This is a genomic window from Halosolutus amylolyticus (assembly GCF_023566055.1).
In the GTDB taxonomy this organism is placed as follows: Archaea; Halobacteriota; Halobacteria; order Halobacteriales; family Natrialbaceae; genus Halosolutus; species Halosolutus amylolyticus.
Map to the genome: position 1 here is coordinate 1,102,887 of NZ_JALIQP010000002.1, position 13,426 is coordinate 1,116,312.

Here is a 13,426-nt window from a genome sequence, read left to right on the forward strand (position 1 = left end):
GAACGTGGCCGTCAGTAGCTATTGAGTTCTAGACGTCCCCTATCGGCGGAACCAGCACCGACGGGATCGAATCACGGGCGGCTCGATACGACGTAGGATCGCTAGCGGCTCGAACCGATCCATCCCCATCAGCCTCGTGGCCGCGTCGTTCGGAGACGACGTACTGGACCTCGACGACCAGCGGGTCGTCGCTGTGGGGACTGATCGCCTCGTGGAGGCGACCGGCGAGCCCCGGATCCGTCCCGGGATCCTGTCCGGTGACCGTAACGACGATCCGCTCGACCGACTGGATCGGGTACTCCCCGTCGAGTTCGACTTCGACGTCGTCGAGTTCGCGATCGGCGTACTCGGGTTCCGCGAGCACCGTCTCGGCCTCGTCCTCGGCCGCCGACTCGAGTTCGGTCGTGTGGAAATCCAGCAGGGTGACGCTGGCGAGCGGCGCGGTGAGCACCAGCAGCCCGATCCCGAAGATCGCCGCGTAGGTGTACGTCGGCGTCCGGGTCGGCGACACCTCGAACAGCCCCTGGGGCCGGTAGCCGGCGATCCAGAGCGTGGCCAGTGCGGCGAGGTTGATCGACAGGACGTTCACGATAACGAGTACCCCCGCACCGATCGCCGCGCCGTACATCCCCCAGGCGACCGTGATCCCGACCGCGGCCGACGGCGGAATGAGTGCGGCGGCGATCATGACGCCGACGATCGCCTCCGAAAACCCCCGCGTGAGGCTCAGGATCCCGGCGATCCCGGCGCCGAGCGCCACCGCGAGCGAGAACAGGTTGGGCGCGACCCGTTCCTGGAGTTCGGTGGCGACGACGATGTCGACCCCCGCGGGTTCGAGCCCCGCGAGGCGGGCGAGCGCGGCGAGTCCGATCGAGGCGAGGACGACTATCGTCACCCCGACGGCCTGGTAGGAAAAGCCGGTCGCCTTGAGCCGGTCGTCGCCGGTGACGATGCCAACGTTGGCGGCGAGCGCGGGACCGAGAAGCGGCGCGATGACCATCGCGCCGATCACGACCGCGGGCGAATCGGCCAGCAGTCCCGACGTCGCGACGACGGCGCTGATAAGCAGCATGACCGCGTAGATCGCGAAGGGCGGCGTGAGTTCGTCGGCCTTCGTGCGAAGCACCTGTCTGGACGTGCGCGCACCCACCTGACTGCCGTGGGCATACTGGTCCCGGAGCGTCGCGAACTGTTCGGAGATGACCGTCTCGGCGTCGATCACGACGACGCTGGCCTCGTCCCCGATGCCGACCCGTTTCAGCCGATCGAGCAGCGGTTCGACGGCCTGCGTCGGGACCGGAAATCGGACGACGGCGGCGTACCCCCTGCCACTGGTCTCGTCGCTGACGACGTAGTCGATCCCCTCGTCCTCGAGGATTTCGAGTACGGCCGGTCGCTTCCCCTTCGGGACCGTGATCTCCAGATAGCGCATACTGGAGCCACTATAGACCCACAGATAGTATCGGGGGTGGCAGCGGACAGCACCCTCAGTCGCCGGTGGCGACGATCCCGCAGGCGATCGCGTCAGGGTCGACGAGCTCCTCGCCGTCGATCGCGTCCGGATCGAGCACCAGGATCGTGTCGTCGGGCATCCCCTCCTCGACCTGTACCGTCCGGCCCAGGGCGCTCTCGATGTCGTCGACGTCGTCGATTTCGGACTCGCGTTCGGCGAGTCGGTCGGCGTTGGCCCGCGAGAGGACGAAGACGAAGTCGGCCGGGGCGGTGCTGTCGGTTTCGGCCGCCTCCAGCAACTCGGACAGCGAGTCGGTGCGCACCGCCTCGAGCGAGCGGATCGTCACGCGCTCGGTGTCGGAGCCGGGGGCGTTCGCCGACTGCGTGCGCAGCTGTGCGGACAGTTCCTCGAAATCGGTCGTGGCGTCGATCGGCGCATCCGTACTCGAGCCCATACCGCCGCTCCGGCGTCGTCGTCCGTGACGGTGTGGCTGGCACATTCCGGCGGGCGTCAACCCGCGCAGGACGGCACGTACCGGTCCCCCGGCGCCTACTGGTAGTCGGGCAGTCGATCGGAGCGATCGGAGCCCTCGACGAACGGTAACTCGGTCACCGTCGCGGGGACCTCCTCGCCGCCGACGCGGACCGTCAGGTCGTCGCGCTCGAGTCCGTACTCGACGATCGCGAGCGCGACGACCGCCTCGAGAAGGGGACTGACGTCGGCACGGGTTACCTCGCCGATCGAGGCGTCGCCGTCGAAGACGGCCGCGCCGGCGTCGGGGACTGGCGCTTCATCGCTCTCGGCCCCAGTCTCGCCCTCGATCGTCAGCCCGATCAGCCGTCGGCTCGGCTGGCCCCGGTTCTCGACGCGGGAGACGACCTCCTGGCCGACGTAACAGCCTTTCTCGAAGTCCAGGGCGTTGCGGAGGCCGAGCACGTTCGGGATCGTTCCCTCGAGTTCGGTGTGGAACAACGGCGATCCGGCCTCGAGACAGAGCGTGTCCCACGTCCGGTAGCCGAACGGCGCGGCGTTGAGCCCGTGGTTCAGCAGGGTGTCGTAGACGGCCTCGGCGTCGTCGGCCGCACAGATCACCTCGTAGCTCTCCTCGCCAGTGAGCGCGTCGGTTCGAATGACGGTGACGCCCTCGTCGCCCATCGTTCCGCGAACGAACGAGTAGCGCCGATCGGGCGAGCCAGCTTTGTTGAGGACGCTCGCGATCTTCTCAGTGGCCTTCGGGCCGTGGATCCCGAAGATGGCGTAGTCCTCGGTGGCGACCCGGATGTCGACGTCCTGAATGAACACCTTCTCGGACCACTCCTCGGCGAGGTCCTCGGCCTCGGACGGCGGCGTAAAGAGCAGGAGTCGCTCACCGGCGTTGTAGACGTAGAGTTCGACCTCGATCCCGCCCTGTGGATCGAGTACGAGCGCGTAACAGCCCTGACCGTCCTCGTCGGGGACCCGGTTCGAGACGACGTTGTCGACGTACTCGACCCGATCGTCGCCCTCGACGACGATCACGCCGTAGGCCGCCTCGAGCAGTCCGGCGCCGTTGCGAACGGCGCGGTGCGTTCGCTCCGGCCGCCCGTAGTGGTCGACGATCGTTCGGCCGTCGCGCTCGCCGAAGGTCCCCCCGAGATCGGTGTGGATAGACTCGATGACGCTCATACCTCCACAGAGGTGCCTGGCCCCCACAGGCGTTTCGATTCAAAAAGGAATGCGTTCGCGAAGCCACTCGCCGATCGACTGTTCGGGTTCCTCCTCGGCGGGCGCGTCGGGGACGACCCGCTCGTCCGGTTTGATCACCGTCTCGTCGGGATTGGACTCGACGACGATCAGGTCGTCCGCCTTCAGCGTGCCGAGGGCTTCCTCGAGTTCGTCGATGTCGACCTCGACGGCCGCCCGGAGTTCGAAGACGCCCATCCCCTCCTCGGACCGATCGACGAGTGCATCGAGTACCGCGACCTCCGTCTGTGCGCGGTTCCGGTACTCCCGCTTTGCTTTCATCCAGGTATACATTCGACGACCCGGGATTTGACGTTTGCCGTTCGGGTGATCGCCGGCGACGGCCGTACTGGTGACGCTCCCGATCGCGTCGAGTCACTGGAAGAGACAGTCCACGTGGCCGAAATAAGTATGCAGTACGTTTTTTATGCCATGACTGGGTACGGTGTGACAATGGTCCTGCGATGTTCGCTGCTCGGACACGACTACGGCGAGCCCGAGGTCGAACGCGAGCGCGAAGAACGGGGCAGTGAGGTCGTCGTGACCGTCCAGGAGTACGAGGAGTGTGCCCGCTGTGGCGACAGACACGTCATCAGCGAGAACACCGAGGTGACGAGCCTCAGTACCGGGACGGACGCCGACCCACGACCCGACGAACCCGACGCCGACGCGGAGGACGCCCAGTTCATCGACGCCGAGGCGGACGCCGACCCCACCGCCTCCGACGCCGACGACGACGACCTCGACGTCCCCACGGACGAGAACGGAGAGCCGGTCACGGACGACGGCGAAATACTCGAGGACGACACCGACGACGCCCGTGACGACCGCGACCGCGGGCACGGCGAGTGGCCCGATTCCGACGACGTCGGGCCGCCGATCGGTGCCGAGAACGAACCCGAGGAGTGGCCCGACTCCGAGGAGTCCGAACCGATCGACGACGCCGTCGTGCTCGAGTCGGACGCGACGACGGACCCCGGGGACGAGTCCGACCCCGTCGGCGTCGACGCGGAACCGCCGGACGCCGAGACGATCGAGGCCGAGCACGGTGGCGAGGTCGCAGCCGGGGCCGCCGAGTCGGGGACCGGTATCGAGCGCGCCACCGCCGCACCCGCGCCGACCGAGAGTCGGGAGGGGCCCGACGAGGACGCCCCGACCGAACTCTACTGTCCGGGCTGTGGGTACGTCGCGGGGACCGATCGCAGTTCGCTCCGAACCGGCGACATCTGTCCGGAGTGTCGGAAGGGGTATCTCAGCGAACGAGAGCAGTAGCCGGCACGCGGGGCGGCCGCCACCCAGAATCGCCGTTTTCGGGTCTACAGGACCCCGGAATCGCCAGCATCCGAAAGCGCCGACCCGATCGCGACGGCCGGCCGATCGAACGGCGTCGCACCCCCGATGTCGACCTGTCATACCGCCGTACCGTCGACTATGAAAAGAGGTAAACACTCCGCCGTGTATTCCCTAATCCATGAAGGAGTACAAGATGCGCCGCGGTGAATATCTCGAAGAGCGAATCCCCGATATGGAAGCGACCATCGAGGACTACTTCGGTCCGATCACCGGCACCGAGGAGTACAAGGGGACTGAGCTGTACGTCATCGGGGAACCCGACAACCCCGTTTTCGAGAAAGTCGTCGTCGGGGCCGTCGAGTACTCCGGGAAGAAGGACAAACTCGGTGTCGAGTTCTACGAACGCGATCCGACGGAACTCGGCCCCGACGAACTCGAGGCCGCCGGCGAGGCCGTCGACGCCAAAAACGACTTCCTGCTCGAAGCGACGGGTCGTGACGCCAAGTCCCGTCGCGACTCGATGAAGCGGAAAGTCGAGGACGATCCGGACCACGAGTTCTAACCACCGACCTTTTGCTCTGCGTTCGTTTCGCACCGGCGGTAGCGTTGCTACCGCACGGTGCGTGGTCACTCGGCAAAAGGTCGATCAAAAGCACTCCTCCACTCCGTTCCGAGCGCGGTGCGCTCTCCACATCGGTCGTCGGCCCGCTCGCGCCGCATCCGCGGCGCTCGCGGCGAGTACCGTCGGACCAGCCTGCCCTTCCCCGGATCAGAACGACCACCGTGGTTCCGGTGGTCGTTCTTCCCGGCCGGTACCCGGTGTCGATCGAACGCTGTAACTCGCTTCGAAACGGCTATCCGCGCCCCGTCGAATCTCTCGAGTGATGGAGTTGACCGCGTTCCTCTTCGCGACCCTCCTCGCACACGTCGGGTTCGCGATCTTCGTGACCGCCCACGCCGCCTGGACCGATCGCGACGCCGGCAAGTGGCCGTTCGTCACGCTGGCGTTCGGACTGGCCGGTATCGCGGCGTACTTCTTCTACGACGAGACCGAGTCCGGACGGATCTGAGAGCGGCCTCGGGTCGCGGAAAATCGAGACTCGACTCATACGGACTGCTGTAGTCAATTACCGCCGATCGCCGACCCCGTCCTGGTGATCGGCGGTAAATAGTTACAGCAATCCGTATCAGGCCAGGAAGACGTGACGCGGCCGATCGGCGAGGATGTCGCGACCGTAGTCGACCGTCTCGGAGAACTCGTCGCTGCGGAAGAACGCCATCGCGTCTTCGCGGGAGTCCCAGCGACTGGCGATGAACATGTCGTTCTCGTCCTCGCGGTTCGCGAGCAGGTCGGTCTTGCGGTGGCCGTCCATGTCGGCGAGGACGCCGGCGACGTCGCTGAAGGTGTCGACGAAGTCCTCGCGGTGGTCGGGTTCGACGGTGTAGAACATGCCCATCGTCCCCCAGGAATCGTCGCTCGCGGAATCGTCGCCCGCCTGCCGGACGACGTCGGGAAGATCGGCGAGGAACCCGGCGGCCGTGTTCGCGGCGCGATCGGTCTCCCAGAGGCTGACGACGGCGGTTTCCGCATCCTCGTCGCTGCCCTCGCTCGGCTCGTAGACGGCCGTCTTCACGTGCGTGTCGTAGTGGTCGAAGTTCGTCCGCAGCCCCTCGACCTCCTCGAAGAGGTCGTCGGGGTCCGCCGCGGAGTAGAGCACGACGGCGTGGACGTCCTCGCCGTGTGGCTGGCCGGCGTAGACGCCCATCTCCTCGAGTTCCGATCGGACGTCGTCGTCGCTGGCGTCGCCGTGGTCGTGGTGGCCGCCGCCCTCGGACCCACCGTGGGGGTGGCCGCCCGACTCGCCGTGTGGATGCCCGCCGGAATCGCCGTGTGGGTGACCACTGGACGACCCGTGCGGGTGGCCCTGCTCGCTCTCGTCCTGCGGGACCCGATCGCCCGCGAGGTACGCGTCGAGTTGCTCGGGCGGGAACCGCCGTGCGGAGAGGAACCGACCGAACTCCGCGAAGCGGGAACTCGAAGGATCGAACCGCATCTCGTAGAGCAGTTCCTTCACGTCCGTCGGATCGTCGCCGAACAGGGTGATCCCCCACTCGAAGTCGTCGAGGCCGATGCTGCCGGAGATGATCTGGGTGACCCGGCCGGCGTAGTCCTTGCCGATCTCGCCGTGGTTCGAGAGGTAGTCCGCGCGCTCGTCGAAGGGGAGTTCGTACCAGTTGTGGTCGGGTCCGCGACGCTTGCTCATCGGGTAGAAACTCAGGAAGTCGGCGTCGGGAAGCTCGGGTTTGAGCCGGGACTCGATGTACTGGGCGATCCCGGTGTCGGCGGTTTCGCCCTCCTCGAAGTAGTCCTGAGACATGTAGCCCGAGACCTCCGTCACGGAGAGATACGAGTCCGCGCGCTCGGTAAAGTCCGCGAGCGCCGTCCGCTCGAACTGGCGCTCTAGCGCGTCGATGTCGCCGAGCGTCGGTCGCAGGTGCAAGAACAGCAGGTCTGCCTTGTGTCCGAGCACCGAGAACGTCGCCGACTCGCCCTCCGCGGCGTCCACGACGGCCTCACGGGCGGAGAGATAGTCGATCCCCTCCTCGATCGCCCGCGTCCGTTCTCGCTCCGGGGCCGCCCGCCAGGCGTCCCAGTCGATCGACCGGAAGTCGTGCAAGACGTACCAGCCCTCTTCGGTCTGTGGCGGTTGCCGTCGGTCCATAGACGGCGGTTGGAGCGGCGAGGTCAAGAAGGACCGGGTTTCGCCCCGACGGCACGTGAGGCGGGACCCCGCGAGATTCGAGTGCGACAGAAACCATTTACGTCCGACGAGGCAAGGACCTGATTATATGCGGAAAAGTGGGCCGCCGAAAGGAGTCATCGCCTATCTCGTCCTCGAGTTGCTCGAGGAGAAACCACGGTACGGGTACGAGATTCTCAAAGAGATCCGCGATATCAGCGGCGGTCACTGGGAACCATCCTACGGCTCCGTCTACCCGATCCTCTACAAATTCGAGGAGAAAGGATGGGCCGAACGGATCGAACGCGAGGACGAACCCGATCGGAAGTACTTCGAACTCACCGACGCCGGGTACGAGGAACTCGAGGAGCGCCGGGAGAGCGGGGCCGAGAAGGCCCGCGACTTCGCCGACGTCATTCTCGGATTCTTCCACGTCTACGCCGCGTTCTCGACGGACGATCGGTTCGAGATTCCCGACCTCGACGGCGAGTGGCGGTTCGACGAGACGTTCAGCCGGTGGGTCGTCGAACAGGTCGTTCGGCACCACGAACACTACTTCGACGCGGAGTTCGAGCGGATCGAAGACACGCCCGAGGAGTTCTACGAGCGCCACGGGATCGATCCCGACGAGTGACCTAGCCCGCGAGCAGTCCCGGCGCGAACAGCATCGCGAGGAAACTGACGAGCATCGTGAGTCCGACCGAAGTCGTTACGACGCGGACCATCCCGCGGGTCGGCGAGATGGCCGGGAGCCGCGAGACGATCGCCTCCGTGCTGGTCCGGAGGATGTGGCCGCCGTCCAGCGGGAAGGCGGGAATGCAGTTGAAGAAGCCGAGCTGGACGTTGATCCAGCCGGTCCAGAACAGCAGGTTCGCGAGGACGAAGACGGTGCCGTCCCCGAACGCGGCGAGTGCTCCCTGGGCCTCGTAGAAGTTCTCGATCCCGCCCGTGAAGCCGGCGAAGTTGAACGGGAGCCCGCCCGCGATGCCGATGATCGGGAGGAGTAGCGAGAGGCCGATCTTCCCGAGGAAGCTGTCGGTGATCGCGCCGAATCGGCTCTCGCCGTCGCCGCCGAGCATGGCGAGGTACTCGCCGGCGGGGTAGAGCTGGACGCCGAGGTCGCTCACCGTCAGCCCGGAGACGCCGGGGTTCGGGGAGATGCCGAGGAAGCCGTTGTCCGACTGGCCGTGCTCGCCGAGGGTGACGGTCGCCTCCTCGCGCTCGCCGTCGTGGTAGCCGACGACGGTGACGTCCTGGCCGGGATTCGTCTCGTCGAGCGCCGACTGGAGGTCGGCGTAGTTGTGGATCCGCTCGCCGTCGAAGGTCGTGATGACGAACGAGCCCTCCATCGGGCCGATCACCCCCGCGAGCGGTTCGTCCTCGATCACCGTGACCGCGGCCCCGATCGGGACTTCGCGGTCGACCTGTTCGCCGGAGTCGCCCCGCTCGATCGTGAGCGAGACGGTCTCGTCGTCGCCGACGGCGGCGTAGAAGCCGCGTTCGGTCGCGACCGCCTGACCGTCGACGGCGAGGATCGCATCCCCGACGTCGAGTCCCGTCGGACCGCCGTCCATCGCCGCGGTGACGAGCAGCGATCGATCGACGGAGACCGTCTCCTCGCCGTTGAGTTCGACCGAGAGCTGGTCGCCCTCGGCGGCCTCGATCCGGTCCGCGAGGTCGGCGTTCGACTCGACCGGCTGGCCGTCGATCGCCGTGATCCGGTCGTTCGGCTCGATCCCCGCGTCGGCGGCGGGGGAGTCGGGTGCGACGCCGCCGACTGCGGCACCGGGTGCGACGGCGATCGACCCGGCGATCGGACCGAACAGCAGTGCGAACGCGACGAGCGTGATCGCGAAGTTGTTCGTGACGCCGGCGGCGAACATCCGCGTCTGGCCGCCGCGGGAGGCCGACTTGCTGCTCTCCTCGTCGGGTTCGACGAACGCGCCGACCGGGAGGATCGCGAGCATCGCGACACCCATCGACTCGATGTCGATGTCCTCGACGCGACAGAGCAGGCCGTGGCCGCCCTCGTGAACCACCAGGCCGACGAGCAGGCCGACGACGATGCCGGGGGTCGCAGACAGCGGCAGGAAGTCGTTGACCCCGGGGATGACGAGGACGTTCCGGGGTTGCTGGACGGTCGAGGAGACCTGTGGCGAGGTGAGCGCGGTCACCGCGGCCGAGAGGAGGAAGACGAACATGGCCACCATCACCACGAGCGCGATGCCGATGCCAAGGTTCGCCCACGCGCGCCAGAACCGCTTCGGCCGCGCGAGCCTGGTGAGAAACGCCCGGCCGCGTTTCGTGTGGATCGTCAGGATCGGGCCCTGCGTCGCGACGAATCCGGGCAGGAGATCCATCTGCCGGAGCAAAACGATGCCGAACCAGTAGATGGCGAGCCCGATGGCGGCCCACGCGAGGAGTTCCGAACCGAAGAGTTCGGGTGGCGAAACGAAGAGGGGGACGGCGTGTTCCATCGACTGTAATTCCGGGAGGCGTTCTCAAATGGCTTTTGTCTAGCCGTCCAGCGCGAGTCCGCCGCGTGGCCGGTCGGGCGCGCCGCCGGCCTACCGCTCGCGTCGGAGCCGATCGACGACGAACTCCCGATCGACCTTCGCGAGGAAGGGACCGAGTTTCGGGCCCTGGTCCTCGTCGAAGAAGAGCCGGTAGCCGGCCGCAAAGAAGTCACCGACCGGGACATCGTGGCGTTTCGCGGTCTCGTAGATTTCGCCCTGGAGGGCGTCCGGGTCCACGTCCTCGCCCGCCGCGACGAAGTCGGCGAGTTCGTCGAGCGCGTCCGCCGTGGCGGCGTCGAAGTCGTGGTCGGGGATCTCGGTGCGCTTGAGTTCGTAGTCGAACTCGTTTTCGGTCCGCCGCGCCCAGTTACGGGCCTTCTCGACCCGCGCCAGGGCGTCCTCGACTGCCCACTCGGGGTCGTCCTCGGAAATGTGCCCCTCCCGGCGGGCGATCTCCTCGCGCAGGTCGGGGTCGTCGGTCATTCCCAGCACCGCGGCGAAGGTGTAGGGAAGCCGAACCCGGTCCTCGCGGGGATCTTCGACGACGAACGGGTAGACCCGATCGGCGAAGGCCCGTTCGTCCTCGTCGGCCTCGACCTCGCCGAAGTAGACGGCCTCGAGCCGATCGAACTCGTCGACCAGCTGGTCGAGGCGTTCGATGCTGAAGTCCCGCGCCTTCGCGGGGTCCTTCGCGAAGAAGTAGCGCAGGACCTCGGGTTCGAGCAGTTCGAGCACGTCCGAGACGAGGATGACGTTCCCCGCAGAGGAGGAGAATGGTTCGCCGTCGAGGGTGAACCACTCGTAGACCATCGGCACGGGCGGTTCGATCCCGAGGACGTTGCGCGCGACGTCCTGGCCGCTCGGCCAGGAGCCTTCGGCGTGGTCCTTTCCGAACGGTTCGAAGTCGACGCCGAGCACCTGCCACTGGGCGGGCCACTCGAAGCGCCAGGGGAGTTTGCCCTCGCGCAGCGTGGCCGTGCCCTCGTGGCCACAGCCCTCGATCGTGCGATCGCCGGCGTCCATGTCCGTACAGCGGTAGTCGACGGTGCCAGCGTCACCCGCATCTACATCGACGCTCGTCACCGTCTCGGTAATCTTCCCGCACTCCTCGCAGATCGGGTTGAACGGGACGTAGTCCGCGTCGACCTTGTCCTGGTACTCGGCGAGCACCTCGCGGGCGCGATCCCGGTGCTCGAGGACGTAGCGGGTGACGTCCTCGAGTTCGCCGCGCTCGTACAGGTCCGTGTCCGAGAGCAGGTCGATCGGAACGTCGAGCGCGTCGGCGCTGTCCTGGATAATAGTCGAGAAGTGGTCGCCGTAGGAGTCACAGCAGCCGAACGGGTCCGGAACGTCCGTGTAGGGCACGCCGAGGTTGCGCCCGAGCGCGCCCGCGTCGACCTCCCCCAGATCGACGAGGTTCCCGTCGAGGTCACAGAGCGTGCGCGGAAGCTTGCGGAGCGGATCGCGATCGTCGGCGGTGAACACCTGCCGGACCTCGTGGCCGCGTTCGCGAAGGACCTCGGCGACGTAGTAGCCGCGCATGATCTCGTTGACGTTGCCGAGGTGGGGCACGCCGGAGGGCGAGATGCCGCCCTTGATGACGATCGGTTCCTCCGGGTCCCGACTCGTGGGTCGTTCCTCCCCGCTCGTCCCGTCCGTGGCCTCCCGCTGGTCGGCCACGCGCGCTTCCACGCGATCCGCGACCGCATCGGCCCAGAAGGCGTGGCGCACGTCGTCGCCGTCCTCGCGCTGGAGGGTGTACGGACTCTCCGCGTCCGGGGTCGGCTCGGGTTCCGTGGCGGTGTCGTCCTGGTCGCTACTCATGGTCGTCCTGGGCCCAGTAGGTCGGCTCCTCGCCCCCACCGTCCGGAATGACGTCCGTTCCCTCGTGGTCGCCGTGGCGGACGGCACGCGCGATCCGATCGGGATCGGTGCCGTCGAGGACGATCGTCCGCATTCCCGATCGTTCGATGATCTTGGCCGCGAGCAGGTCGACCGGGGCGGAGGCCCCGGCGTTCATCTCGAGGCCGGCGATCACGTCGACGAGGTCCGCGGCGGAGAGTTCGTCGTACTTCGTCGCGTCCGCGTCTTCGTTCGGGTCCGCGCTGTAGACGCCGGGTACGCTGGTCGCGTAGACGAGGAGGTCGGCGTCGACGTATTCGGCGAGCGCGGCACCGACGGCGTCGGTCGTCTGGGCAGGCGCCACCCCGCCCATGACCGACACGTGCCCCTGTCGGAGCGCGTCGCCCGCGTCCTCGTAGTCCCGTGCTGGCGCGCTGACGACGTCCTCGCCGAGCGCGGCAATGAGCAGGCGCGCGTTGAGCCGGGTGACGTCGATCCCCAGCTGATCGAGTTCGATCTCGTTTGCCCCCAGGTCGCGGGCGGCGCTGATGTACTCGCGGGCGACGCCGCCGCCCCCCACGACGGCACCGACGCGACAGCCGTCCGCGACGAGGTCTTCGACGACGGCGGCGTGTTCGGCGACCCGATCCGCTCCGGGTTCGGGCACGAGCACGCTTCCGCCGATAGAGACGACCACTTTCATGCTACAGCGGTGTAGCGGGGAGCCAATCTTAAGGGTTGCCAACTGCAGAGACACCGGGACCCGATCGCTCGGCAGTGAGTGACAGCCACGAGGGGCGAGGCGGTCGCCGCCCCGTCACTGCGTTATCCCTCGAGTGGGAGGACGAGCGCCTCGCCGTCCCGATCGAACGTCGTCCCGAACTCGGCGGAGCGATCGCGCATCACCTCGCGGGACCACGCAGCCGCCTCGGAACTCGCCTCGTGGACCGCACAGCCCTCGATCTCGGTCGGGTGAAGCCGCAGTTCCGTCGGCGTGCCCGCCTCTGTCACCGCGAGTTCGAACAGGAACCCGCGATCGTTGCGCAACTCGGCGTCGACCGCGTAATCGTCGACGAAGTCGCCCGCGTCGTAGACGATCGGTGCGCCCTCGTGGACCTCGATCCCCTGGAAGACGTGGGCGCTGTGGCCGTGGATCAGGTCGACGCCCTCCTCGACCAGCCAGCGACCGAACTCGCCAAAGGTGTCGGGCGGTTCCGTCACCATGTTCGGACCCCAGTGGAGAGAGGCGACCAGCAGGTCCGTGTCCGACTCGCGGGACCGATCGAGCGCCTCCCGGACCCGGCGGCGCGTCTTCCCGTCGTCGACGGTCACGTCGATCCAGGCGGTCCCCGGCGACTCCTCGTCGGCCGCGTACTCCGGGGTGTTGTCGGTGAACGAGACCACGGCGACGTCGAGGTCGGCGATCGAGACGGCCGCCGGGTCGAGCGCCTCGTCGATCGTCTCCCCCGCGCCGGCGTGGGCGATGCCCGCCTCGTCGAGGTGGTCGATCGTGTCCCGGAGCGCCGCCTCCTCGTAGTCGAGCACGTGGTTGTTCGCGAGCGCACAGACGTCGACGCCGGCGCGTTCGAGCGCCGGGACGGCCCAGTCGGGGTCCGCGCGGAAGTGAAACGGCCGGTGGGTACGTCGCCACTGCTGGCCGCGGGTCGAGAGCACGCACTCGAGGTTGATCACCAGCCCGTCGAGCGCGCGTAGCCGATCGAGGACGTCTCCCCACACCGCGTCGACGGCGCGCCGGCGCTGGCGATCGTCGACGAGCCGGCCGAGCATCACGTCGCCGGTGAAGCCGATCCGGGGTGTCATACGGGCACGTACGTGAGCCGGGGAAAAAGATGTGACAG

Annotated in this window: 13 protein-coding genes; 4 read left to right on the forward strand and 9 right to left on the reverse strand. The window is 67.4% G+C overall.

Features of this window, described 5'->3' with window-relative positions:
- Positions 1–28: 28 nt before the first annotated feature.
- The 4 genes from MUN73_RS11890 to MUN73_RS11905 form a co-directional block, all read right to left on the reverse strand.
- Positions 29–1,432, reverse strand: coding sequence for a TIGR00341 family protein (locus MUN73_RS11890; RefSeq protein ID WP_250140684.1), 1,404 nt, complete (start codon positions 1,430–1,432; stop codon positions 29–31).
- 55 nt (positions 1,433–1,487) lie between these two features.
- Entirely contained in the window at positions 1,488–1,907 is a 420-nt protein-coding gene (locus MUN73_RS11895; RefSeq protein WP_250140685.1) for a hypothetical protein, read from the reverse strand.
- A gap of 95 nt (positions 1,908–2,002) precedes the next feature.
- Positions 2,003–3,118 carry a CAF17-like 4Fe-4S cluster assembly/insertion protein YgfZ gene (gene ygfZ / locus MUN73_RS11900; protein WP_250140686.1) on the reverse strand — a complete coding sequence of 372 codons (1,116 nt, stop codon included), beginning with the start codon at positions 3,116–3,118 and terminating at the stop codon, positions 2,003–2,005.
- Between the two features lie 39 nt (positions 3,119–3,157).
- Positions 3,158–3,457 (reverse strand): DUF6432 family protein, encoded by a 300-nt coding sequence (locus MUN73_RS11905; protein WP_250140687.1) that lies wholly within the window; start codon positions 3,455–3,457, stop codon positions 3,158–3,160.
- A 171-nt stretch (positions 3,458–3,628) separates the two neighbouring features.
- Between MUN73_RS11905 and MUN73_RS11910 the strand changes: the two genes are divergently transcribed.
- The 3 genes from MUN73_RS11910 to MUN73_RS11920 all read left to right on the forward strand — a co-directional run bounded on the left by MUN73_RS11910 (position 3,629) and on the right by MUN73_RS11920 (position 5,538).
- Entirely contained in the window at positions 3,629–4,447 is an 819-nt protein-coding gene (locus MUN73_RS11910; protein ID WP_250140688.1) for a DUF7093 family protein, read from the forward strand.
- A 199-nt stretch (positions 4,448–4,646) separates the two neighbouring features.
- A complete protein-coding gene (locus MUN73_RS11915) occupies positions 4,647–5,030 on the forward strand; it encodes a DUF5611 family protein (protein WP_250140689.1) in 384 nt (127 codons plus the stop codon).
- Positions 5,031–5,352: 322 nt separating this feature from the next.
- Complete coding sequence (locus MUN73_RS11920; protein ID WP_250140690.1) at positions 5,353–5,538, forward strand: hypothetical protein; 186 nt, start codon at positions 5,353–5,355, stop codon at positions 5,536–5,538.
- Positions 5,539–5,655: 117 nt separating this feature from the next.
- On the opposite strand, the gene MUN73_RS11925 is transcribed toward MUN73_RS11920, so the two are convergent.
- Entirely contained in the window at positions 5,656–7,191 is a 1,536-nt protein-coding gene (locus MUN73_RS11925; RefSeq protein ID WP_250140691.1) for a heme-binding protein, read from the reverse strand.
- Between the two features lie 127 nt (positions 7,192–7,318).
- On the opposite strand from MUN73_RS11925, the gene MUN73_RS11930 reads away from it, so the two are divergent.
- On the forward strand, positions 7,319–7,843 hold the full coding sequence (locus MUN73_RS11930; protein ID WP_250140692.1) for a PadR family transcriptional regulator: 525 nt from the start codon (positions 7,319–7,321) through the stop codon (positions 7,841–7,843).
- Between the two features lies 1 nt (position 7,844).
- Here the strand turns inward: MUN73_RS11930 and MUN73_RS11935 are convergent, their stop codons facing one another.
- The 4 genes from MUN73_RS11935 to MUN73_RS11950 form a co-directional block, all read right to left on the reverse strand.
- Complete coding sequence (locus MUN73_RS11935; RefSeq protein WP_250140693.1) at positions 7,845–9,686, reverse strand: PDZ domain-containing protein; 1,842 nt, start codon at positions 9,684–9,686, stop codon at positions 7,845–7,847.
- 90 nt (positions 9,687–9,776) lie between these two features.
- Positions 9,777–11,549, reverse strand: a complete 1,773-nt coding sequence (gene lysS / locus MUN73_RS11940) for a lysine--tRNA ligase (protein ID WP_250140694.1) — start codon at positions 11,547–11,549, stop codon at positions 9,777–9,779.
- Entirely contained in the window at positions 11,542–12,270 is a 729-nt protein-coding gene (gene pyrH / locus MUN73_RS11945; protein ID WP_250140695.1) for a UMP kinase, read from the reverse strand. Before pyrH ends, lysS begins: the two co-directional genes overlap by 8 nt.
- Positions 12,271–12,392: 122 nt before the next feature.
- Positions 12,393–13,388 (reverse strand): CapA family protein, encoded by a 996-nt coding sequence (locus MUN73_RS11950; protein WP_250140696.1) that lies wholly within the window; start codon positions 13,386–13,388, stop codon positions 12,393–12,395.
- Positions 13,389–13,426: the final 38 nt, after the last annotated feature.

Bases quoted from the DNA above. Each gene is read 5' to 3' on its own strand.
- MUN73_RS11890 (WP_250140684.1), bottom strand. From the start codon at position 1,432: ATGCGCTATCTGGAGATCACGGTCCCGAAGGGGAAGCGACCGGCCGTA.
- MUN73_RS11895 (WP_250140685.1), bottom strand. From the start codon at position 1,907: ATGGGCTCGAGTACGGATGCGCCGATCGACGCCACGACCGATTTCGAG.
- ygfZ (WP_250140686.1), bottom strand. From the start codon at position 3,118: ATGAGCGTCATCGAGTCTATCCACACCGATCTCGGGGGGACCTTCGGC.
- MUN73_RS11905 (WP_250140687.1), bottom strand. From the start codon at position 3,457: ATGAAAGCAAAGCGGGAGTACCGGAACCGCGCACAGACGGAGGTCGCG.
- MUN73_RS11910 (WP_250140688.1), top strand. From the start codon at position 3,629: ATGGTCCTGCGATGTTCGCTGCTCGGACACGACTACGGCGAGCCCGAG.
- MUN73_RS11915 (WP_250140689.1), top strand. From the start codon at position 4,647: ATGAAGGAGTACAAGATGCGCCGCGGTGAATATCTCGAAGAGCGAATC.
- MUN73_RS11920 (WP_250140690.1), top strand. From the start codon at position 5,353: ATGGAGTTGACCGCGTTCCTCTTCGCGACCCTCCTCGCACACGTCGGG.
- MUN73_RS11925 (WP_250140691.1), bottom strand. From the start codon at position 7,191: ATGGACCGACGGCAACCGCCACAGACCGAAGAGGGCTGGTACGTCTTG.
- MUN73_RS11930 (WP_250140692.1), top strand. From the start codon at position 7,319: ATGCGGAAAAGTGGGCCGCCGAAAGGAGTCATCGCCTATCTCGTCCTC.
- MUN73_RS11935 (WP_250140693.1), bottom strand. From the start codon at position 9,686: ATGGAACACGCCGTCCCCCTCTTCGTTTCGCCACCCGAACTCTTCGGT.
- lysS (WP_250140694.1), bottom strand. From the start codon at position 11,549: ATGAGTAGCGACCAGGACGACACCGCCACGGAACCCGAGCCGACCCCG.
- pyrH (WP_250140695.1), bottom strand. From the start codon at position 12,270: ATGAAAGTGGTCGTCTCTATCGGCGGAAGCGTGCTCGTGCCCGAACCC.
- MUN73_RS11950 (WP_250140696.1), bottom strand. From the start codon at position 13,388: ATGACACCCCGGATCGGCTTCACCGGCGACGTGATGCTCGGCCGGCTC.